We start from the raw sequence: 21874 nt of genomic DNA, 5'->3' as shown, positions 1-21874 counted from the left end.
CATGCTGGTCGAGTAGCGCCGCAGGCGCGTATCGAGACCCGCCGTCTTCAGCAGGGCGGGTCTGCAGACTCCTGCTCTGACGCTGGTGGATCTCGATACGCCCGCTGCGCGGGCTACTCGATCAGCATGGAGGGTGCCCGCTGCGCGGGCTCCTCGATCAGCAGGAAGGGTGCCCGCTGCGCGGGCCAGTTGATCAGCATGAACGGCGCCGGAGGCGCGCCCCATGCTGGTCGAGTAGCGCCGCAGGCGCGTATCGAGACCCGCCGTCATCAGCAGGGCGGGTCTGCAGACTCCTGCTCTGACGCCGGTGGATCTCGATACGGCCGCTGCGCGGGCTCCTCGATCACCGGACTCCGCCTCGCCGGTAGGGTTCTCGGGTGATCAGCACCATCGAACGCATCGGAGAGCTCCGGGAGACCCTGCGGGAGGCTCGGCGCGGCGGGGCGCGGATCGCCCTCGTGCCGACCATGGGCGCGCTGCACGACGGGCACCTCGCCCTGGTCGACCGGGCGCGGGAGATCGCGGACGTCGTCGTCGTCTCGATCTTCGTGAATCCGCTGCAGTTCGGCCCGAACGAGGACCTCGACCGCTATCCGCGCGACCTCGCGGCCGACGTCGCCCTGCTCGAGGAGCGCGGCGTCGCGCACGTCTTCGCGCCGAGCGTCGCCGAGATGTACCCGGACGGCCCCTCCTCCACCCGCGTCGTCGCGGGGAAGGTCGGCTCGCTCTACGAGGGCCGCTCGCGCCCCGGCCACTTCGACGGCATGCTGACCGTCGTCTCGAAGCTCCTGCACATCGTGCAGCCGGACGTCGCAATGTTCGGGCAGAAGGACGCGCAGCAGCTCTTCCTCGTCCGCCGGATGGTCCGCGACCTCGATCTGCCCGTCGCGATCGAGGGCGTGGACACCGTCCGCGAGGAGGACGGCCTCGCGCTCTCCAGCCGCAACCGCTACCTCGACGCCCGCGAGCGCCGCGCCGCCCGGACGATCCCGCTGCTGCTCGAGGCCGCCGCCTCCGCCGCCGATCGCGGGATCGACGCCGTGATCGCGGCCGCGCAGTCCGCCTCGATGGGCGAGCCGCTGGTTAAGCTGGACTACCTCGTCGTCGCGAACCCGGCGACGCTCCTGCCGGTCGACGACGACCACCGCGGCCCGGCCCTCGTGCTCGTCGCCGCGGTCGTCGGCTCCACCCGGCTCCTCGACAACGGCCCGATCCTGCTCGCCTGATCGCGCCCGCCGCCTCCAACCGAAAGCACCCGCGTTCTGACATGGTCGACACCCCCGGCGCCCCCGTGCCCCCGTCCGAGCCCACGCCCGAGGAGGCCTCCGAGCAGAAGGCCGTCCGCCTGGCCAAGCGCGAGCGCCTGATCGAGCTGGCCGGCGACGACCTCGGCGGCGGCGCCTACCCGGTCTCCGTCGCGGTCACCGACACCATCGCCGCGGTGCGCGCGCGCCACGAGGGCATCGAGCCCGACGTCAAGACCGGCGAGCGGGTCGGCCTCGCCGGACGCGTCGTCTTCCAGCGCAACACCGGCAAGCTCTGCTTCGCGACGCTGCAGGCCGGCGACGGCTCGCGGATCCAGGCGATGGTCTCGCTCGGCGACGTCGGCGAGGAGTCGCTGGCGAGCTGGAAGGAGCTCGTCGACCTGGGCGATCACCTCTTCGTCGCCGGCGAGGTGCTCTCCAGCAAGCGCGGCGAGCTCTCGGTCTGGGTGTCGGAGTGGAGCATCGCGGCCAAGGCGATCCTCCCGCTGCCGAACCTGCACAACGAGCTCGGCGACGAGACCCGGATGCGCCAGCGCTACCTCGACCTGATCGTGCGCCCGCAGGCCCGCGAGACCGTGATCGCCCGCTCGACCGTGAACGCGTCCCTCCGGAGGACCTTCGTCGACCACGGCTTCCTCGAGGTCGAGACCCCGATGCTCCAGGTGATGCACGGCGGCGCCTCGGCCCGCCCCTTCGCCACGCACTCGAACGCCTTCGACACCGAGCTCTACCTCCGCATCGCGCCGGAGCTCTACCTCAAGCGCGCCGTCGTCGGCGGCATCGACCGCGTCTTCGAGATCAACCGCAACTTCCGCAACGAGGGCGCCGATTCGACGCACTCGCCCGAGTTCGCGATGCTCGAGGCGTACCAGGCCTACGGCGACTACTCGAGCATCGCCGACCTCACCCAGGAGCTGATCCAGAACGCGGCGCTCGCCGTGGCCGGCTCCCACGTGGTCACCTGGGCCGACGGCACCGAGTACGACCTCGGCGGCGAGTGGGACCGCATCTCGATGTACGAGAGCCTCTCGCTGGCCGCCGGCATCGCGATCACCCCGCAGACTCCGCTGGTCGAGCTCGAGACGCTCGCCGCGCGCGAGGGCGTCGAGGTGCACGTGCCCACCCACGGCAAGTACGTCGAGGAGCTCTGGGAGCACTTCGTCAAGGGCGGCCTCGTCCGGCCCACCTTCGTCATGGACTTCCCGGTCGACACCTCGCCGCTGGTGCGCGCGCACCGCAGTGTCCCGGGCGTCGTCGAGAAGTGGGACCTCTACGTCCGCGGCTTCGAGCTGGCCACCGGCTACTCCGAGCTGATCGACCCGGTCGTCCAGCGCGAGCGCTTCGTCGAGCAGGCGCTCCAGGCCGCGGCCGGCGACGACGAGGCGATGCGCCTCGACGAGGACTTCCTCCGCGCGCTCGAGCACGGCATGCCGCCGACCGGTGGCATGGGCATGGGCATCGACCGGCTGCTGATGGCCGTCACCGGTCTCGGGATCCGCGAGACCATCCTCTTCCCGCTGGTCAAGTAGGTTCGAGGCGTGGTCAGGGCATCCAGCATCGTCGCGACGGTCGTCGCCGGCGTCCTCACCCTCGCGCAGTTCGGCGTGGGCGCGGCGGTCGCCGGCTCGGTGCTCGTCGACTCCGCCGATGTCGGCCGTGCGCTGGCGGATCAGCGGGCCGCCGAGTCGTTCACCCCCGACGGCACGATCACCGGTTTCGCGGACCGCACCGCGATGTCCACCCGCGGCCGCGCCCTCTACTTCGCCTCGAACCCCTCGGTCGAGCCGACGGCCGGCTTCAACGCGCTCTGCGGCTACGGCGCCTCCGACGAGATCGTGCTCGGCTGCTACACCGGCAGCGACATCTACATCTCCGACGTCGAGAACCCCGACCTCGACGGGATCCGCGACGTGACCGCCGCGCACGAGATGCTGCACGCCGCGTGGGTCCGGTTGGACGCCGCCGAGCAGGCCGAGGTCGGCGCGCAGCTCGAGGCGGCCTACGCCGCCCTGCCGCAGGACGGCCCGATCGCCGAGCGCCTGGAGCTCTACCGCACCGGAGGCCTGGGCGAGCGCGTCAACGAGCTGCACTCGATCCTCGGCACCGAGGTCGCCGACCTGCCGCCCGCGCTCGAGGCCCACTACGCCGAGTACTTCGCCGACCGCTCGATCGTGGTCGGCCTGAACGCCCAGTACGAGGCGGTCTTCACCGACCTCGAGGACCGCATCACCGAACTGGTCGGCCGCATCGACGCGATGTACGCGGACCTCACCGCGCGCATCGACGCCAACAACGCCGAGTACGACGCGCTGAACGCCGAGATCGACTCCTTCAACGCCCGGGCGGACAGCGGCGACTTCGCCTCGGACGCCGCCTTCGACGCCGAGCGGGCCGACCTGCTCGCGCGGGGCGAGGCGATCGACGCCACTCGTGCCGCGATCGACGCGGACATCGCGGTCTACGACGGCCTGCGCACCGAGCTCGAGGGGCTGAACGCCGACGCGTCGGCCCTCAACCAGTCGATCGAGAGCAGCTGAGCCGCTCCGGGCGGACGAAGGACCGGTCCGCCCGGCCCCGTTCGCTGAGCGGCCGCTCCGGGCCCGCTCCCGGCCGGGCCGGGTAGGATCGCCCTATGGACTGGGAGCTGTGGAATCAAGGACTGTGGGCACTCGTGCCGACCGTCACCATCGGGCTCCTCTTCTGGTTCATCATGCGCGCGCTCATCCGCTCGGACCGCAACGAGCGCCGCGCCTACGACCGCATCGAGGCGCAGGAGCGGGCCCGCCGCGGACTGCCCCCGCGCGACGCGGCGTAGAGCCCGGCGTGAACACTCCCGACTGGTCGCTGGTCCTCGCGGTCGGCGCGATCGTCGTGGAGCTCGTCGTCCGCGTGATCGCGGTCATCGTCGTCCCGCGCAACCGCCGCCCGACCACCGGCCTCGCCTGGCTGATGGCGATCTTCCTGATCCCCTACGTCGGCATCCTGCTCTTCCTCTTCATCGGCAGCTACCGGCTGCCGCGCAAGCGCCGGCGCAAGCAGGAGGAGATCAACCGCTTCATCCTGGAGTCGACCGAGGGCATCGACCGGGTCGCCCGCAACCACCCCTGGCCGCTCTGGCTCGAGTCCGTCGTCACCCTCAACCGCAACCTCGGCGCGATGCCCCTCGTCGGCGGCAACGACGCCCGCCTGCAGGGCGGCTACGAGCAGACCATCCGCGCGATGGCGGACGAGATCGACCGCGCCCGCCGCTACGTGCACTGCGAGTTCTACATCCTCGCCGCCGACGCGACGACGGCCCCGTTCTTCGACGCGCTCGACCGCGCCGTCGCCCGCGGCGTGACGGTGCGGATCCTGCTGGACCACATCGCGTCCATCCGCGTGCCCGGCTACTACACCGGGACGCACCGCCGCCTGCGCGCGCTGGAGCGGGCCGGCGCGCGCTGGTCGTACATGCTGCCCGTGCGCCCGTGGCTCGGCCAGTACCAGCGCCCGGACCTCCGCAACCACCGCAAGCTGCTGATCGTGGACGGCAACGCGGCGTTCATGGGCTCGCAGAACGTCGTCGACTCGAGCTACAACAAGCGCGGCAACATCCGCCGCGGCCTGCACTGGCACGACCTGATGGTGCGCCTCGAGGGCCCGGTGGTGCAGGGCATCAACGCCATCTTCATCACCGACTGGTACAGCGAGACGGACGAGCTGCTCCTGCGCGAGTCCGAGCCGATGGAGGCGCTGCAGCAGCGCGACACCATCGACTGCCAGGTGGTGCCGAGCGGTCCGGGCTTCGACGGCGAGAACAACCTCCGCCTCTTCCTCGCGCTGCTCTACTCGGCGCAGAAGTCGATCATCATCACGAGCCCGTACTTCGTCCCGGACGAGGCGATGCTCTACGCGATCACGACCGCGACCCGCCGCGGCGTGCACGTCGAGCTCTTCGTCTCCGAGATCGGCGACCAGGCCGTCGTCTACCACGCGCAGCGCTCCTACTACGAGACGCTGCTCACCGCCGGCGTGCGGATCTGGATGTACCGGAAGCCCACCATCCTGCACGCGAAGCACTTCACCATCGACGACGACGTCGCCGTGATCGGCTCGAGCAACATGGACATGCGCTCCTTCACGCTCAACCTGGAGGTGTCGCTGATGGTGCGCGGCGCCGACTTCGTCGAGGACCTGCGCGAGGTGCAGCAGGACTACCGGGAGCACTCCCGCGAGCTGACGCTGCGCGAATGGCGCCAGCAGCCGCTGCGCTCGACGATCCTCGACAATCTGGCGCGGCTCACCTCGGCCCTCCAATAGGGGTGGATCGAGCTTCGCTCAGGAATGGCGAGACTCTCTCACTTCTTGTTACGCTCCGAAGGCGAACGTTCCTCGACGTCCGCTCCTCTTCGATCGGAGTCGCCACCGTGATCCCTCGTCCCTCACATCTGAACCCGCTCTGCGTCCCGCTGAGCGCCGGCGCGCGCGCCGTGCGGCTCCGGGGCTCAGCGGGCGCCTCGGCGCTGCGCCGCACGGTCGACGTCTCCGTCCCGACGTCGGCCGGCTTCCGGATGGACCTCGCCATCGCCGCGACCGAGCGCGTCCGCGTGATCCACGTCGTCTCGACGGCGTTCGCCGTCCGCTGGCCCGGAACGAGCGCGGTCGACGGGTCCTCGGTCTTCCTCCTGCCGATGGACGGCGTCCTCGCCGTCGATACGACGTCCGGCCTGCTCGAGGTCGAGGAGGGCGGGCTCGCCCTCTCCACGGAGGATCCGGTCGTCATCCGCACCTCCCGCCCGGCCCGCTTCCTCGTGCTCTGCGCCGACAACGGCGTCTCGGAGCGCCGCCGCACCGACCCGGTCCGGCTCGTCCCCGCCACCTCGACGACGGCCACCGCGCGGACGATGCTGCGGGCGTTCCTGGCCGAGCTCGACCCCGAGAACCCGGTGCAGGCCGAGTACCTCGAGGGCACCGTCCTGCGCCTCGCCCGGCTGCTCGGCTCGGAGCGGGAGGAGGGCTCGCGCGAGCGCCTGGGTCTGCACGACATGGTCGAGGCCGCCCTGCAGGTGATCCAGGCCGACTACAGCGACCCGACGCTCGACCCGAGCACGGTGGCGCGGCGCTGCCGGGTCAGCCTGCGGACGCTCCAGCGCGCGGTGGCCGACGAGCGCGGCTCGACCCTGCGTCGGCTCATCTCCGACGTCCGCACCGAGAACGCCCTGCGCCTGGTCGGCACGCCGGAGTCGAGCATCCTCCCGCTCAGCGACATCGCCCGGCGCTCCGGCTTCTCGTCGCCCGAGCGGCTGCGGCGCGCGATCGCGACCGAGACGGGGCTGTCCCCGAGCGAGTACCGGCGCCGTCTGAACGGCGAGGACCTCGCCGCGGGCTGAGCCGGCCCGCGCCCGCGGTTCCCCCGATCGTCGCCCGCCCTCGTCGCTTGCGAATGACGGCGACTCGCGCAAGGCCCTGTGCTGTCCGAGGCGCCCGGCGTAGCGTCGGAGCGTCCTCAGCACGGTGGGCCGTCGGTCCTCCGGGGCCGGCACTTCAGAAGGGAACGTCATGGCGGCGAGCAGAACGACGCGCATCCTCATCCTCGGCGGCGGCTACGTCGGCCTCTACACGGCCTGGGGCCTCGAGAAGCTCCGGAGAGCGACGCCGATCGACGTCACGGTCGTCGAGCCGAACCCCTACATGACCTACCAGCCGCTCCTCCCCGAGGTGGCCGGCGGGCACGTCCAGCCGCGCCACGTCACGGTGCCGCTGGTGCAGGCGCTGAAGCGCACCCGCATCGTCCGCGGCGCGATCACCGGCGTCAGCCTGGCCGAGCGCTCGGCCACCGTCGCCGCGATGGACGGCACCAGCCGCACGCTGCCCTTCGACCACGTCGTCTTCGCGCTCGGCGCGGTGACCCGCACCTTCCCGACGCCCGGTCTCGCCGAGCACGCCATCGGCTTCAAGACGGTCGAGGAGGCGGCGCACCTGCGCGACCGGGTCATCGAGAACATCGCGAAGGCCGCGCTGACCACCGATCCGACCGAGCGCCGGCGCCTGCTCACCTTCGTCTTCGTCGGCGGCGGCTACACCGGGGTCGAGGCGCTCAGCGAGCTGCTCGACCTCAGCCGCCGCACCCTCGCCGCGCAGCCCTCGCTGTCGATGGGCGACGTCACCTGGCACCTCGTCGAGGCGCTCGACCGGGTCGCGCCCGAGGTCGGCCCGGAGCTCTCGGTCTGGACGCTCGACCACCTCCGCGAGCGCGGCGTGCACGTGCACCTGAAGACGACGATGCCCTCCTGCGAGGACGGCGTGGTCGAGCTCTCCAGCGGCGAGCGGATCCCTGCTGCGACGATCGTGTGGACCGCGGGCGTGAAGCCCAACCCGATCCTCGACGCGACCGATGCGCCCCGCGGGCCGAAGGGCCACGTGATGGCCGACGCGCGCCTCCGGGTGATCACCGAGGACGGCGAGCCCGTCGGCTCGGCCTGGGCGGCCGGCGACGGCGCGCAGGTGCCCGACCTCACCGCCGCGAAGCAGCCCGCGTACTACCCGCCGAACGCCCAGAACGCCGTCCGCCAGGCCAAGCTGCTGGCGCGCAACATCATCGCCGACATCACCGGCGGCCCGGTCGAGGAGTACCGGCACGTGTCCGTCGGCACGGTCGCCGAGTACGGGATCGGCAAGGGCGCGGGGGTCATCAAGGGCGTGAAGCTCCGCGGAGTGCCCGCCTGGCTCGCGCACCGGGCGTACCACGGGGCCGCCATGCCGACGTTCGACCGCAAGTGGCGCATCATCGCCGGCTGGGTCGTCGACGCCGTCTCGCGCCGCGACCTGTCGCCGATGAGCGCGCTGCAGGATCCGCGCCGCGCGTTCCGCGAGACCGCCGAGGCGACCGACCGCGAGGCGGCGGAGAAGCGCGCGGCGAAGGAGAAGGAGAAGGCGGCCGAGGCCTCCTGAACCGGGCCGCCTGATCCGGACCGGCGCCGGCGCGCTCAGGCGCGTCGGCGCGGCTTCAGCCGGACGGTCGGCAGGGTCGGCGCCGGCAGTGCCCGCCCCGGGTAGTCCGCGACCGTGCCGAACGGCCCGTCGGCGTCGCCGCCCGCGATCACGTCGCTCTGCCAGCGCTCGCGCGCGGCGGCGACATCGTCGTGGCTGCGGCCGACGAAGTTCCACCACATCACCAGCTGGTCGGGGAACGGCTCGCCGCCGATCAGGACCACCCGGGCGCCCTCGTCGCCGGCCGTCAGCACCAGCACGTCGCGGCCCGGGGCGAGGTAGGCGAGGTCGGAGCGGGGGACGTCGACGCCGTCCACCTCGAGCGGGCCGGCGTCGACCAGCACTCCGTGCTCCCACGCCGCCTCGAGCGGGATCTCGACGCGGGCGCCCGGCTCGAGGTCGAGCTGAGCGGCGACGAGCGGGGTGAACACGCTCGCGGGCACGGAGGCGCCGAGCAGCTCGCCGATGAAGACCTGCGCCGTCGCACCGGGCAGCTCCACCCGCACGCCGCGGTGGTGCTCGAAGAACGGCTCGCCCAGGCGCGCCTCCTCGGGCAGCGCGACCCAGAGCTGCACACCGTGCAGGACGGGCTCGGCGCCGGTGGAGACCTCGGAGTGCGAGATGCCGCGCCCGGCGGTCATCAGATTGAGCTCGCCCGGGCGCACCAGCTGGTGGCTCCCGACGCTGTCGCGGTGGTCGATCTCGCCCTCGAAGAGCCAGCTGACCGTCTGCAGCCCGGTGTGCGGGTGCGGCGGGACGTCCATTCCCGCCTCCTCGCCGAGGTGCACCGGACCGTAGTGGTCGGCGAAGCACCAGGCGCCGATCGTGGAGCGCGAGCGCTGGGGGAGCGTGCGGCGCACCTCGATCGCGCGGGGGCCGCCGAGCGGCACCAGGCGCGCCTCGAGGATCTCGACCGCAGGGGCCTCGACGGCGGGAGCCTCGACGGCGGTGCTGCGGGCGGAGGGCACCGGGTGCTCCTCCGGGTGCTTCTCGAGGTCGCTCATCCCCGAAGTGTATGCCTCTGCATGGAGTTTCGGCGGCTGCTCACGGAACGCTGCAGGCGGGCTCCGCCGCGTCCGGGTCCACCGGGGCGGCGGCGGCGGCGGCGGGCACCTCGAGGGGAGCGTCCGCCGGCGGCACCTCGATCGTCGCGGCGTCCTGCTCGCCGGTCCCGGCGATCGCCTCGGCGACGGTCCGGTGGACCAGATCGATGTCGGGCTGCTCGGGCAGGGTCAGCGGCAGGCCGAGCTCGACGCGCAGGAGGGGGTGCTCGCGGGCCGAGACGGCGAGCCGGGCGAGGGCCGGCAGCGACTCGGCCGGGAGACTCGTCGAGACGTTCTCGCCGCCGGCCCGGGCGATCGCCTGGAAGCGCGTCAGAACCGTCAGAGGGTCGGCCTGGCGGAACAGCGCGGCCTGCAGGCAGCCCTGCCGCTCGGACCGGTCGGCGTCGGAGGTGTTCACCCGCGACCGGGCGAACCAGAGCGCCTCGCTGCCGTCGAGGTGCTGGAGTCCCGCCTCGATCGGCGGACCGTACTCGACGGGTCGTCCGCTGCCGTCGTCGGGCACGCCCGCCTGGAGGACCGGGCGGCCGACCACGACCGAGACGCCGCCCAGCGCGTCGATGAGCTCGACGAAGCCGGTCATCCGGATCGACACCGTCGCCTGCACGGGCAGCCCCGTGTAGCCGCTGACCGCCTCCCGCACGGCGTCCGCGCCCGGGTCCGCGCTGCCGGGGTAGAGCTCCGGGTGCTCGAGCCCGTACTGGTAGGTGTGGTTGACGCCGCAGCCGGCGAGGCAGCGGGTCCCCTCGGGCAGGGCCGCCGCCAGGGCCGAGCCGGGCGGGTAGAGGAAGTTGGCGGCGGTGCGCGGGACGCCGAGCAGCACGCTGCGCCCCGTCACGGCGTCGACGCTGACGACGGTGAGGGAGTCGGGCAGGAGGACCTGGTCGCGCAGGGGGTCGTCGTCGAGGCCCATCAGCAGGATCGTGTAGCGGCCGTCGACGGGCTCCAGGCCGCGTCCGGAGGCCGAGACCGCCGTCAGCAGGCGGTGCTGCGCGGCGACGGTCGAGACCCACCAGGTCGTCGCCCCGAGGGGCGCGAGCACGGCCAGCGCGGTGACGAGCACGAGGGCCGCCCGCGGCACCGCGGTGCGCCGGGCGAGCAGGGCGGCGGCGATCGGGCCGGAGATCCAGAGCAGGCCGATCAGCGCGCCGACCGCGCCGAGCAGCAGCAGGACGCGGGTGTCGGTCGCGGCCCCGACGAGTGCTGCCGGATCGGAGACCGCGGTCCAGGCGCCGAGGGCGATGCCCAGCACGACGAGCACGGCGAGGCCGGCGCGGACGGCGGCCGCTCGCGGTCGGCCGAGCATCCGGTGCCCGATTCCGGGCAGCACGGAGGAGGCGAGCACCGCCAGCAGCGCTCGCCTCGTCGTGCCGGGAGCGGGCGGGAGGCTGGGCCCGCCGTCCGCTCCCGGATGGTGCGTCAGGCTCTCGCGCGCCGACGGCGCGCCACGACGAGTCCGGCTCCGCCCGCCAGGAGGAGGGCCGAGCCCAGCAGTGCGGTGGCCCCGCCCTCGAGGCCGGTCTCGGCCAGGCGGGGTCCGCCCGGCTTCGATCCGGTGCTCGAGGCAGGTGCCGCGGCGACGGGGGTGGCGGACGGGGTGGTCGGCTCGGTGGTGCCCACGGGCTCGGAACCCGCGGCAGCGCCGCCGTCGAGGGTGGCGCTCGCGAGCACGCGACCGTAGTCGTCCATCAGGGCGAGGGTGTGCGGCTCGGTCGTGTACTCGGCGCCGATGGTGGTGGTCACGGCGCCGTCGGCGATCGCGGAGGTGCCGATCGTGGTCGGCTCGGAGTAGATCACGGTGCTGGTGGCCAGGCCGTCGAGATCGCCCTCGGTCGCCCAGTACAGGTCCGAGAAGGTCAGGTCGAAGCTCTCGCCCACCAGGTAGCTCGAGGGCGCGACCGACGCGTCGGTGAAGTCGGCGAGGTAGATCTCGAAGTTCTCGAGGGCCGGCGGCGTGACGGAGGGGACGTCGCCGTCGACGACCGCGGTCCCCGCCGCCGGGTCGACGTCGTACGCGATCTCCTCATTGCGGTAGATCGCCGCGGTCGCGGCGGGCTCCGGGAGCTCGAGCCCGACCTCGGGCGAGCTCGGGCTGAAGAAGTACAGGTTGAGCGGGCCGGCGAAGTTGTGGACGAGGGCGTCGCCCTCCGCGTCGAGCGACGCCTTCTTGAGGACCCACTCGCCGCGGCTCCCGCGGGCGCCGACCGGCAGCTGCGCCTGGACGAAGACGTCGTAGCCGGCGTACTCGGGGCCGGCGTCGATCGAGATGCCGCCGCCGTTGAAGAGGATCGCGTCCTGCCAGTCCAGCGGGTCGTAGGGCGTGTCGGCCGAGGCCGGTGCGGCGATGGTCAGGGCGAGGCCCACGGCGGCCGTCGCGGCGAGAGCGCAGCCGAGGAGCGGGCGGAGCGGGCGGGTCGAGCGGTTCATGCGGTGTGTCCCCCGGTGGTGGCGATGGTCGTCGTCGAGGTCGTCGGCTCACTCTCGGGGGTGGATCGCCCGCGCGCAAGCCCTTCGAGACGGCCGTCGCCGAATCGGGACATCGTGTTCGAGCGGGCCGGACCCGCTCCGGGACGCGAGGCGACCGACGGCGCGAGCAGAGAGCGACGAACGGGCGGGCGGCCCGCCGTGCCGAGGCACGACGGGCCGCCCGCCCGATCGATCGTCAGGCGCTCGCGCGGCGGCGGCGTGCCAGAACGAGTCCGCCGAGGCCCGCGGCGAGAAGGCCGCTCGCCAGCAGGGCGATCGAGCCGGCCTCGACGCCGGTCTCCGCCAGGTGCGCGCCGGGCTTCGCGCCCGGCTTCGATCCGCTGTTCGAGACCGGGGCCACGGCCACCGGCGTCGGAGTCGCGGTCGGGGTCGCCGTCGGCTCGGCCTCGGGAGCGGCGGCGCCGCCGTCGAGCGTCGCGGCCGACAGCACGCGGCCGTAGCCGTCCAGCAGCGCGACCGTGTGCGGGTCGGTGGTGTACTCGGCGCCGATCGTGGTGGTCACCGACCCGCCGGCGATCGTCGAGGTGCCGATGGTGGTCGGCTCCGAGTAGACGACCGTGCTGGTCGACTGGCCGTCCAGGTCGCCGGGCGCCGCCCAGTAGAGCTCGGAGAAGGTGAGATCGAACGCCTCGTCGACCGTGTAGCTCGACGGCTGGACGGTCGCGAGCGTGAGCGGGGTGCCGTACGTCTGCAGGTCGGCCAGCGCGGGCGCCACGACCGTCGGGACGGTCCCGTCGACGACGGCGGTGCCGGCCTCGGGGTCGACGTCGTACTCGATCTCGCCGCCGCGGTAGATGGCCGCCGTCGCGTCGGGCTCGGGCAGCTCGAGTCCGGGCTGCACGGCACTCGGGCTGAAGAAGTAGAGGTTCGTCGGCCCGGCGAAGTTGACGACGCGGGCGGTGCCCTCGGCGTCGAGCGACGCCTTGCGGATGTTCCAGACCCCTCCGCCCTCGTAGCCCTCGACGGTGCGCGGGATCTGCGACTGCACGAACACGTCGTAGCCGGCGTACTCGGGACCTGCGTCGACGGTGATCCCGCCTCCGTTGTACTCGAAGATCTCCTCGCCCTCGACCTCGGCGGCCGAGGCGGGCGTCGCCGCCAGCAGCGCGAGGCCGAGTGCGGCGGCGGTGGCGGCGACGGTGCCGCGGGCGAAGGGTGGTGCGAGTCGTGTCATGTGGTGCTGGTCCCCCAGGTGATCGAGGCTCTCGGTGGTGAGTGCGCTGAGTCACGATCCCGCACGGGAGACCCCGTCGCATCCGCCGGGAGGCGGACGTGTCGCTGGGCGTCGGCGCCGCCGCACGGCCGCTCTCGGGCACCCGTCTCACGCCCAGGGCGAACAGGGGGTCCGACCGGGGGGAGCGCTGGTTACAGTCGAGCTATCGGAGCCCACCCCTGCGGGTTCTGTAGGGAGTGACAGCATGTTCGAGAGATTCACCGATCGCGCACGGCGCGTCGTCGTCCTGGCCCAAGAAGAGGCCAAGATGCTCAATCACAACTACATCGGGACCGAGCACATCCTGCTCGGCCTGATCCACGAGGGCGAGGGAGTGGCCGCCAAGGCTCTCGAGTCCCTCGGCATCTCGCTCGACGCGGTGCGCGAGCAGGTCCAGGACATCATCGGCCAGGGGCAGCAGCAGCCCACCGGCCACATCCCCTTCACGCCGCGTGCGAAGAAGGTCCTCGAGCTGTCCCTGCGCGAAGCGCTGCAGCTCGGCCACAACTACATCGGGACCGAGCACATCCTGCTCGGCCTCATCCGCGAGGGCGAGGGCGTCGCCGCACAGGTGCTCGTCAAGCTGGGCGCCGACCTCAACCGGGTGCGCCAGCAGGTCATCCAGCTCCTCTCGGGCTACCAGGGCAAGGAGCAGGTCGCCGTGGGCGGTGAGCAGCAGCAGCCTCAGGGCGGCTCGCAGATCCTCGACCAGTTCGGACGCAACCTCACGCAGGCGGCGCGCGACAACAAGCTCGACCCGGTCATCGGGCGCGAGAAGGAGATCGAGCGGGTCATGCAGATCCTCTCCCGCCGCTCCAAGAACAACCCCGTCCTGATCGGCGAGCCCGGCGTCGGCAAGACCGCCGTCGTCGAGGGCCTCGCCCAGGCGATCGTGCGCGGCGACGTGCCCGAGACGCTCAAGGACAAGCAGCTCTACACGCTCGACCTCGGCTCGCTCATCGCCGGCTCCCGCTACCGCGGTGACTTCGAGGAGCGCCTCAAGAAGGTGACGAAGGAGATCCGCACCCGCGGCGACATCATCACCTTCATCGACGAGATCCACACCCTCGTCGGCGCAGGGGCCGCGGAGGGCGCGATCGACGCCGCCTCGATCCTCAAGCCGCTGCTCGCCCGCGGCGAGCTGCAGACCATCGGCGCGACCACGCTCGACGAGTACCGCAAGCACTTCGAGAAGGACGCCGCGCTCGAGCGCCGCTTCCAGCCGATCCAGGTCGCGGAGCCGTCGCTGCCCCACACCATCAACATCCTCAAGGGCCTGCGCGACCGCTACGAGGCGCACCACAAGGTGTCCATCACCGACGGTGCCATCGTCTCGGCCGCCAACCTCGCGGACCGCTACATCAGCGACCGCTTCCTCCCCGACAAGGCCATCGACCTGATCGACGAGGCCGGCGCCCGCCTGCGCCTCTCGATCCTCTCGGCCCCGCCGGAGCTGCGCGAGTTCGACGACAAGATCGCCGTCGTCCGCACCGCGAAGGAGGCCGCGATCGAGGACCAGGACTTCGAGAAGGCCGCGTCGCTCCGCGACGAGGAGAAGCAGCTGCTCGGTGAGCGCCTGCGCCTGGAGAAGAAGTGGAAGTCGGGCGACGTCAAGGCGACCGGTGTCGTCGACGAGGGCCTGATCGCCGAGGTCCTCGCCCAGGCGACCGGCATCCCGGTCTTCAAGCTGACCGAGGAGGAGTCCTCGCGGCTCGTCTTCATGGAGAAGGCGCTGCACCAGCGCGTCATCGGCCAGGAGGAGGCCATCGCGGCCCTCTCGCGGACCATCCGCCGCACCCGCGCCGGCCTCAAGGACCCCAAGCGCCCCTCGGGATCGTTCATCTTCGCCGGCCCCACCGGCGTCGGAAAGACCGAGCTCGCCAAGGCGCTCGCCGAGTTCCTCTTCGACGACGAGAACGCGATGATCTCGCTCGACATGTCGGAGTACGGCGAGAAGCACACCGTCTCGCGGCTGTTCGGCGCCCCTCCCGGGTTCGTCGGCTTCGAGGAGGGCGGCCAGCTCACCGAGAAGGTCCGCCGCAAGCCCTTCAGCGTGGTCCTCTTCGACGAGATCGAGAAGGCCCACCCCGACATCTTCAACTCGCTCCTCCAGATCCTCGAGGAGGGTCGTCTGACCGACGGCCAGGGGCGCGTCGTCGACTTCAAGAACACCGTCATCATCATGACCACCAACCTCGGTGCGCGTGACATCGCCGGTGGTCCCGTCGGGTTCCAGATCGAGGGCGAGAACGCCACCGGCTACGACCGCATGCGCGGCAAGGTCAACGAGGAGCTGAAGAAGCACTTCAAGCCCGAGTTCCTCAACCGCGTGGACGACGTCATCGTCTTCCCGCAGCTGTCGAAGCCCGAGCTGCTCCAGATCGTCGACCTGTTCATCGGCCGCCTCGGCGACCGCCTGCTGGACCGCGACATGACGGTGGAGCTGACGCAGTCGGCCAAGGAGCGGCTGATCGAGGTCGGGTTCGACCCGGCCCTCGGCGCCCGCCCGCTGCGCCGCGCGATCCAGCGCGAGATCGAGGACCAGCTGTCCGAGCAGATCCTGCACGGCCAGCTCGGTGCCGGAGACCACGTGCACGTGGACTTCGCGGAGGGCAAGTTCGTCTTCACGACGACGCCGCGCCTGATCTCGATCAGCGCCGGTGCGACGGCGGGAGCGGCGACCGCCGGCCCGGCGACGCCCGATCTGATGGCGTAGCACCCGCACAGCACGACAGCGAGCCCGTTCCTCCTCGCGGAGGGACGGGCTCGTCGTCGTTCGGCCGTACGCTTGTCGGATGGCCGATTGGAAGTACCCGGTGCGCCGCGCGCGCACGAGCGACGTCCCCTTCATCCAGGAGCTCAGCGAGCCGCTCGTCAACGAGCGCATCCTCCTCGGCAAGGACCGTGTGGTGCTCTACGGCGCCGTGCAGGAGTTCCGCATCGCCGAGTCCGGTGACGGCACCGCCATCGGCTGCGGCGCGCTGCACGTGATGTGGGACGACATCGCGGAGGTGCGCACCCTCGCCGTCGCGAAGGACTGGCTCGGCCGGGGCGTGGGCCACCACATCCTGGAGCGCCTGGAGAACGACGCGCGCGAGCTCGGGCTGAAGCGCCTGTTCTGCCTGACCTTCGAGGTCGGCTTCTTCGAGCGCCACGGCTACGCGCCGATCGGCGAGAAGGTCGTCGACCCCGAGGTGTACGCCGAGCTGCTGCGCTCGCCCGACGAGGGCGTCGCCGAGTTCCTCGACCTCGCCCGGGTGAAGCCGAACACGCTCGGCAACACCCGCATGCTCAAGACGCTCTGAGCGCTCGCGCGTCGTAGCCTGTGTCGGTGACTCCGCCTCCCCGCCGCTTGCCCTCCCGGGTCTACCGACGGCGCAGGGCCGGCCTGATCCTCGCGCTCCTGGTGATCATCGCCGGGATCGCCGCGCTGGTCTCGCTGCAGCCGTGGGCGGGCGCACGCGGGACGGCCGAGAGCGCGAGCCCGACGGCCTCGGCGCTCCCGACGCTCTACCCCTCGACGGCGCCGGAGGGCTCGCCGCCCGCCGACGCCGCCGCCTGCACCGCGGACACCGTCGCGGTCACGGCCGTCACCGATGCGACGAGCTACGGGCCCGACGAGGCGCCGCAGCTCTCGCTCTCGCTCGCGAACATCTCGAGCACCGACTGCGTGATCGACGCCGGGGCGAGCGGGCAGGTCTTCACGATCACCAGCGGGTCCGACCCGGTCTGGACCTCGACCGACTGCCAGACGAACGGGTCGTCCCTCGAGATCCTGCTCCAGGCCGGCACCTCGGTCACGGGCAGCGCGATCACCTGGGACCGCACCCGCTCCTCGCCGGACACCTGCTCCGGCGGGCGCGAGGCGGTCGAGGGGGGCGGCGCGGCGTACAACCTGTCGGTCTCCGTCGCGGGCATCCCGTCGGGGTCGACGACGCAGTTCCTGCTGCAGTAGTCCGTCCCGCCTGTCGCCCTTCAGGGGGAGGTGGCGCGGAACACGCGCGCGTACGCTCACGGACATGATGAGGACGCTCCGCCGGCTCCTGTCCGCGATCACGCCGAGGGGGCGGGGCTCCGGAGCGCGCGGATCCGGGCTGTCCGCGGGAGCGGCGGGGATGCTGCTCGCGGCCGCGCTGGCGGGGGCGCCCACGGCGGCGGCGGGGCCCCTGCCCGCGGGCCGCGGGGGCGAGCCGGTCGCCGCCGCTGCTGTCGGCGCCGCCGCCATCGGCGGACCAGCACGCGGCGTCGACGACTTCCGCTTCTCCCGCTACGCCGTCGACTACGACCTCGGCCGCGACGCCGAGGGGCGCTCGACGCTGACGACGGTCGAGACGTTCGTCGCCGAGTTCCCCGAGGACCAGAACCGCGGGATGCAGCGGGCGATCCCGCTCCAGTACCAGGGCTACCCGACCGGCGTGGACCTGATGTCGGTGACGGACGAGACGGGGCGGGCCCGGCCCGTCGACACCGAGACCGAGGACGGGATCCTCCTCGTGACGAGCGCCGCGGACGGCTTCGTCAGCGGCAGCCAGACCTACGTCTTCACCTACACCCAGCACGACGTGACGCTGCCCGGCTCCGGCACGAGGAGCGGCGAGGACGAGTTCTACTGGGACGCGAACGGCACGCAGTGGCGGCAGCCCTTCGACCGCTACGACGTCCGCATCCGGCTCACCGGCGGCCTGGCCGAGGCGGCGACCGGGACCGCGTCCTGCTACCGCGGCGCGGCCGGCTCCACCGACGGCTGCTCGATCGGCCGCGACGGCGCCGTGGTGACCGCGAGCGGGACCGACCTGGCGGCGTACGAGAACGTGACGGTCGCGGTCGGCTTCGCGCCGGGGACCTTCACGCCGCGCGACGACGGCTACTTCGCCTCGGGCTGGGCCTGGGTGCAGCTGGCGTCGATGCTCGTGCTGCTCGGCGTGCTCGTCGCGGCGATCCGACGGCGTGCCACGGTGCTGCGCGATGCGCCGGGGCGCCCGACGGTGATCGCCGAGTACGAGCCGCCCGCGCAGGGGCTCTTCCTCGCGGCGGCGCTGCGCGGGCGGTCCTCGCGCGCTCCGGCCGCGGCGCTGCTCGACGCGGCGGTCCGCGGGCTGGTCCGGGTCGAGGAGAAGGACTCGGGGAGGAAGCCCGGCTTCCTCCTCCGCGTGCTCGATCCGGCGACGGCCGCGCCGCGACGGGCCGGGCGACCGCGGGTCGTCCCTCCCGTCGACCGGGAGTTCTTCGACATCGCGTTCGGGGCCTCGCCCGCGCCGGGCGCCGTCCGCGATCTGAGCGGGAAGGACAAGGAGTTCGGGAAGGCGGTGTCGTCCTTCCAGACGGTGATGTCCGCGCGGGTCGTGGAGGAGGGACTGCGGCGCTCCGGGACGGTGCGCGGCTCCGTGCTCCTGGTCGTGCTCGCGGTGGTCGCCGTCGTCGGCGTCGTGCTGTCCGGGGCGCTCCTGCTCGGGGCGGCGCTCGGCGGGGCGCTGCCGATCGTGCTGCTCCTCTCGGCGCTCGTCGTGGGGGCGCTGGTCTGCGTCCTGCTCGCGAAGGTGCCGCTGACCGCGGCCGGCGCGGAGCTGCGCGACCACCTGAAGGGTCTCGAGCTGTACCTGCGGCTGGCGGAGGCGGACCGGTTCGCGATGCTGCAGTCGCCCCGCGGTGCCGACCGGCGCAGCGTCGGTCCGGTCGAGGTCGTCGAGGTGACCGAGCGGCTGCTGCCGTGGGCGGTGCTCCTCGGGCTGGAGAAGGAGTGGTCGGCAGCACTCGCGACCGCCTACGAGCAGACGGGCGAGAGCCCGGTCTGGTACTCGGGGTCGACGGGGTTCCACGCCGCGGCGTTCGCGGGGAGCATCTCCTCGTTCTCCTCGTCCGCGTCGAGCTTCGTCGGCTCCTCGTCGAGCTCGTCGAGCGGCGGCGCGGGTGGTGGCGGCAGCTCCGGCGGTGGCGGGGGCGGCGGCGGAGGCGGCGGGGTCTAGCCCGTCCGGCCGCGTGCGGCCCGTCTCGACCTGCTCTCGGCGCGGCGGTCGGCGCGGAGCCGGCTCTTCGCGGCCGCGTAGTCGCGGGAGCTGCGGCTCGAGAGGGCGAGCAGCACGAGGATGTCGAAGGCGACGCTGCCGAGGTTGGTCTGCAGGCTGATCGCCGCGCCGCCCTGGAGCACCGCGGCGAAGGCGGTGATCGTGCTGAGCAGGCTGGAGGAGAGGGCGAGCAGGCGGGCCGTCCCGGAGCCGCGGAGCACGAGCGCGCCGAGGAGCAGCCAGAGCAGCGTCGCCGCCCCGAGGAGGGCTGCGGCGATCGGCCGCGTCGAGGCCTCGTCGAGCGTGGAGCCGCCCGCGGTGGCGGTGCCGCCGTCGAGCCAGGTCAGGTCGTCGAGCGAGGCGGCGCCGGCGAGCAGCAGCACGGCCTGGAGCGCGTACGCGAGACCGCGGGCGACGAGCATCAGGGCGCCGACGTGCGTGGTGACGGGCCGGCGGAGGACCGTCGCGGACGAGGTGCCGAGCGCACCGGCCAGCTCGGTGGCGGCGACGGGGGCGATCGCGTCGCGCTCGGCGGCCCCGGACGGCAGGGGGATCGCGCGGAGGTCGACGACCGGCAGATCGCCGTCGGTGACGATGGAGTCGCCGCCGCCGTTCCGGGAGTGGTAGCCCGTGGAGAAGTCCTGGATGACGTCGACCGTCACCTCGGGGTGGTGCTCGCGGAGGCTCGCCACGATGTGGTCGCGCTCCTGGTCGGTGTCGGGGGAGATCTTGTGCGTGACCTGGAGGGTGAAGAGCGACAGTCCGACGCTGCGGTCGAAGGTGCCGGCGGCGACCCACTCGACGGGGAATCCGCCGGGCAGGAACCAGTTCTCGGGGCAGCGCCAGAAGCGCACGTGGTGGCGCTTGCCCGGGTTGCCGGCGACCTCCTGCTGGAACGCGACGTCCTGCTGCCGCCCGAACACGAAGAGCGGCGAGACGGGGGCGCGGTGGTAGCTGCGGCGGGTGAGCGTGGCGGTGATGATCCGCCGGCTGCTGCGCACCGTGACCTCGTCGGCGCGGGTCCAGCCGGAGGAGGTCATCGCGTGGACGAGCTGCGCGTCGCTGCCCTGGAAGGCGAGGTTGACCGGGTCGCCGAGCAGGCCGTCGCTGGTGCGCGCGCGGCCGATGAAGTAGTCGGGCACGTAGAGCCGGGTGAGGATCCGGTGCAGCCGCGGCAGCACGAGGTAGGCGACCAGGACCCAGACGGCGACGTAGAAGCCGATCTGCGCCCAGCCGGAGCGGACGCCGTCGGTGACGAGGACGACGGCGAGGAGGGTCGCGGCCACGCCGCCGAGGACGAAGAAGGCCTGGTCGAGCAGCGCGGGGATCGGGAAGCTGCGGCGGCGGATCGCCGGTGCGGGGGCGGGGGCGGAGTGTCCGTCCGTGGCGGGACGGTCCTGGTCGGTGCCGGCCCGCTCGGTGTCGCTGCTCACGGCGTCAGCCTAGGGCGGCGGTCCGGCGCGGGGGCCGTCAGCCGACGGGGATGCGGGTGGGCACCGGCACGAGGGCGTGGGTGATCGCGCTCGAGAGGGTGAAGGCGCTCGAGTCCAGGTGGGAGGGGTGGCCGAGCCGGGTGGCCTCGTTGGCGCGCTGCTTCGCGCCGGACGCCGGACGGATGTCTCCGGAGAGGCTGATCTCGCCGAAGGCCGCGATCCCGGGGCGCAGCGGCGTGTAGGCGTGGGCCGAGGCGATCGCGACGGCGATGGCGAGATCGGCGGCCGGCTCCATCAGCTTCACGCCGCCGACGGTCGAGACGTAGACGTCGCAGCGGCGAAGCGGGATGCCCGCCTGGCGCTCGAGCACCGCGAGGATCATCGCGACGCGGGAGGCGTCCACGCCGTTGGTCACCCGGCGCGGGTGGTCGCCGTCGTTCGCGATGACGAGGGCCTGGATCTCGACGGGCAGGGCGCGGCGCCCCTCCATCGCGACGGTGACGCAGATGCCCGGGGTGGGGAAGCGGGTGCGGCTGAGGAAGAGGCCGCTGGGGTCGGGGATCTCGGCGATGCCCTCCGCGGTCATCTCGAAGCAGCCGACCTCGTCGGTGGGGCCGAAGCGGTTCTTGAGCGAGCGGACGAAGCGCAGCGCCGTCTGGCGGTCGCCCTCGAAGTGGCAGACGACGTCGACGAGGTGCTCGAGCAGGCGCGGGCCGGCGATCGAGCCGTCCTTGGTGACGTGGCCGACGAGGACGAGGGGGAGCGCGCGCTCCTTGCAGACCCGGATCAGCGTCGCGGCGACCTCGCGGACCTGGCTCGGACCGCCGGGCAGACCGTCCACCGTGTCGCTCGCGACGGTCTGCACCGAGTCGACGATCAGGAGGTCCGGACGGACCTCGTCGATCTGGCCGAGGACGGTGGCGAGGTCGGTCTCTGCGGCGAGGAAGAGGCTGTCGTGCATGGCGCCGGTGCGCTCGGCGCGCATGCGGACCTGGGCGGCGGACTCCTCCGCGCTGACGTAGAGGACGCGCTGGCCTTCGGCGGCGGCGCGCGAGGCGACCTCGAGCAGCAGCGTCGACTTGCCGACGCCCGGCTCCCCGGAGAGGAGGACGACGGCCCCGTTGACGATGCCGCCGCCGAGCACTCGGTCGAGCTCGCCGACGCCGGTGGGCCGGTGCGCGGCGGAGGTTGTCTCGATCTGGGTGATCGGCTTGGCGAGCCGCGCCGCGGTGGGGGCGACGGCGGCGACCGCGCGGACGAGGCCGGTGCGCTCGGTGCTCTCGATCACGGAGCCCCACTGCTGGCACTCGCCGCAGCGGCCGACCCACTTCGCGGTCGTCCAGCCGCACTCGGAGCAGCGGTAGGCGGCGGTGCGCGTCTTCGAGGAGGCCATGGGGTCCTTCCGGGCCGGGGGAGTGCGGGGCAGAGGGGGAGTGCGGGGCAG

Annotated in this window: 17 protein-coding genes; 11 read left to right on the top strand and 6 right to left on the bottom strand. The window is 72.8% G+C overall.

Features of this window, described 5'->3' with window-relative positions; translation table 11 throughout:
* Positions 1-377: 377 nt before the first annotated feature.
* From panC to C1I64_RS13535, 7 genes are all read left to right on the top strand, one after another.
* Entirely contained in the window at positions 378-1226 is an 849-nt protein-coding gene (gene panC, locus C1I64_RS13565) for a pantoate--beta-alanine ligase (RefSeq protein WP_127887557.1), read from the top strand.
* Between the two features lie 41 nt (positions 1227-1267).
* The gene (lysS, locus tag C1I64_RS13560) at positions 1268-2794 is read left to right on the top strand and encodes a lysine--tRNA ligase (protein WP_127887556.1); all 1527 of its coding nucleotides are present in this window, start codon (positions 1268-1270) and stop codon (positions 2792-2794) included.
* 9 nt (positions 2795-2803) lie between these two features.
* Positions 2804-3802, top strand: coding sequence for a hypothetical protein (locus C1I64_RS13555; RefSeq protein WP_127887555.1), 999 nt, complete (start codon positions 2804-2806; stop codon positions 3800-3802).
* 95 nt (positions 3803-3897) lie between these two features.
* A complete protein-coding gene (locus tag C1I64_RS13550; RefSeq protein ID WP_123446793.1) occupies positions 3898-4080 on the top strand; it encodes a hypothetical protein in 183 nt (60 codons plus the stop codon).
* Between the two features lie 8 nt (positions 4081-4088).
* Entirely contained in the window at positions 4089-5564 is a 1476-nt protein-coding gene (gene cls, locus C1I64_RS13545; RefSeq protein WP_123446792.1) for a cardiolipin synthase, read from the top strand.
* 107 nt (positions 5565-5671) lie between these two features.
* Entirely contained in the window at positions 5672-6634 is a 963-nt protein-coding gene (locus C1I64_RS13540; protein ID WP_123446791.1) for an AraC family transcriptional regulator, read from the top strand.
* A gap of 169 nt (positions 6635-6803) precedes the next feature.
* Complete coding sequence (locus C1I64_RS13535; protein ID WP_127887553.1) at positions 6804-8195, top strand: NAD(P)/FAD-dependent oxidoreductase; 1392 nt, start codon at positions 6804-6806, stop codon at positions 8193-8195.
* 35 nt (positions 8196-8230) lie between these two features.
* Here C1I64_RS13535 and C1I64_RS13530 read toward each other — a convergent pair whose 3' ends face one another.
* From C1I64_RS13530 to C1I64_RS20600, 4 genes are all read right to left on the bottom strand, one after another.
* Positions 8231-9238, bottom strand: coding sequence for a pirin family protein (locus C1I64_RS13530; RefSeq protein WP_127887552.1), 1008 nt, complete (start codon positions 9236-9238; stop codon positions 8231-8233).
* Between the two features lie 40 nt (positions 9239-9278).
* Entirely contained in the window at positions 9279-10640 is a 1362-nt protein-coding gene (locus C1I64_RS13525; RefSeq protein ID WP_127887551.1) for an LCP family protein, read from the bottom strand.
* A gap of 74 nt (positions 10641-10714) precedes the next feature.
* Entirely contained in the window at positions 10715-11722 is a 1008-nt protein-coding gene (locus C1I64_RS20155; RefSeq protein ID WP_164874549.1) for an LPXTG cell wall anchor domain-containing protein, read from the bottom strand.
* A 235-nt stretch (positions 11723-11957) separates the two neighbouring features.
* Entirely contained in the window at positions 11958-12956 is a 999-nt protein-coding gene (locus C1I64_RS20600; protein WP_127887550.1) for an LPXTG cell wall anchor domain-containing protein, read from the bottom strand.
* Positions 12957-13200: 244 nt separating this feature from the next.
* Between C1I64_RS20600 and C1I64_RS13510 the strand changes: the two genes are divergently transcribed.
* The 4 genes from C1I64_RS13510 to C1I64_RS20150 all read left to right on the top strand — a co-directional run bounded on the left by C1I64_RS13510 (position 13201) and on the right by C1I64_RS20150 (position 18958).
* A complete protein-coding gene (locus C1I64_RS13510) occupies positions 13201-15711 on the top strand; it encodes an ATP-dependent Clp protease ATP-binding subunit (RefSeq protein WP_123446787.1) in 2511 nt (836 codons plus the stop codon).
* Between the two features lie 79 nt (positions 15712-15790).
* Positions 15791-16300 carry an amino-acid N-acetyltransferase gene (locus tag C1I64_RS13505; RefSeq protein WP_123446786.1) on the top strand — a complete coding sequence of 170 codons (510 nt, stop codon included), beginning with the start codon at positions 15791-15793 and terminating at the stop codon, positions 16298-16300.
* Positions 16301-16326: 26 nt separating this feature from the next.
* Positions 16327-16950, top strand: coding sequence for a hypothetical protein (locus C1I64_RS13500; protein ID WP_127887549.1), 624 nt, complete (start codon positions 16327-16329; stop codon positions 16948-16950).
* A 64-nt stretch (positions 16951-17014) separates the two neighbouring features.
* On the top strand, positions 17015-18958 hold the full coding sequence (locus tag C1I64_RS20150) for a DUF2207 family protein (RefSeq protein ID WP_164874548.1): 1944 nt from the start codon (positions 17015-17017) through the stop codon (positions 18956-18958).
* On the opposite strand, the gene C1I64_RS13490 is transcribed toward C1I64_RS20150, so the two are convergent.
* Together C1I64_RS13490 and radA are read right to left on the bottom strand one after the other, a co-directional pair.
* Positions 18955-20346 carry an LssY C-terminal domain-containing protein gene (locus C1I64_RS13490; protein ID WP_127888574.1) on the bottom strand — a complete coding sequence of 464 codons (1392 nt, stop codon included), beginning with the start codon at positions 20344-20346 and terminating at the stop codon, positions 18955-18957. The two genes, C1I64_RS20150 and C1I64_RS13490, sit on opposite strands and share 4 nt — an antisense overlap.
* Positions 20347-20467: 121 nt before the next feature.
* A complete protein-coding gene (radA, locus tag C1I64_RS13485; protein WP_123736624.1) occupies positions 20468-21823 on the bottom strand; it encodes a DNA repair protein RadA in 1356 nt (451 codons plus the stop codon).
* Positions 21824-21874: the final 51 nt, after the last annotated feature.

This window comes from Rathayibacter festucae DSM 15932 (assembly GCF_004011135.1).
Taxonomy (GTDB): Bacteria; Actinomycetota; Actinomycetes; order Actinomycetales; family Microbacteriaceae; genus Rathayibacter; species Rathayibacter festucae.
This window is presented reverse-complemented; position numbering and strand designations above follow the sequence as displayed.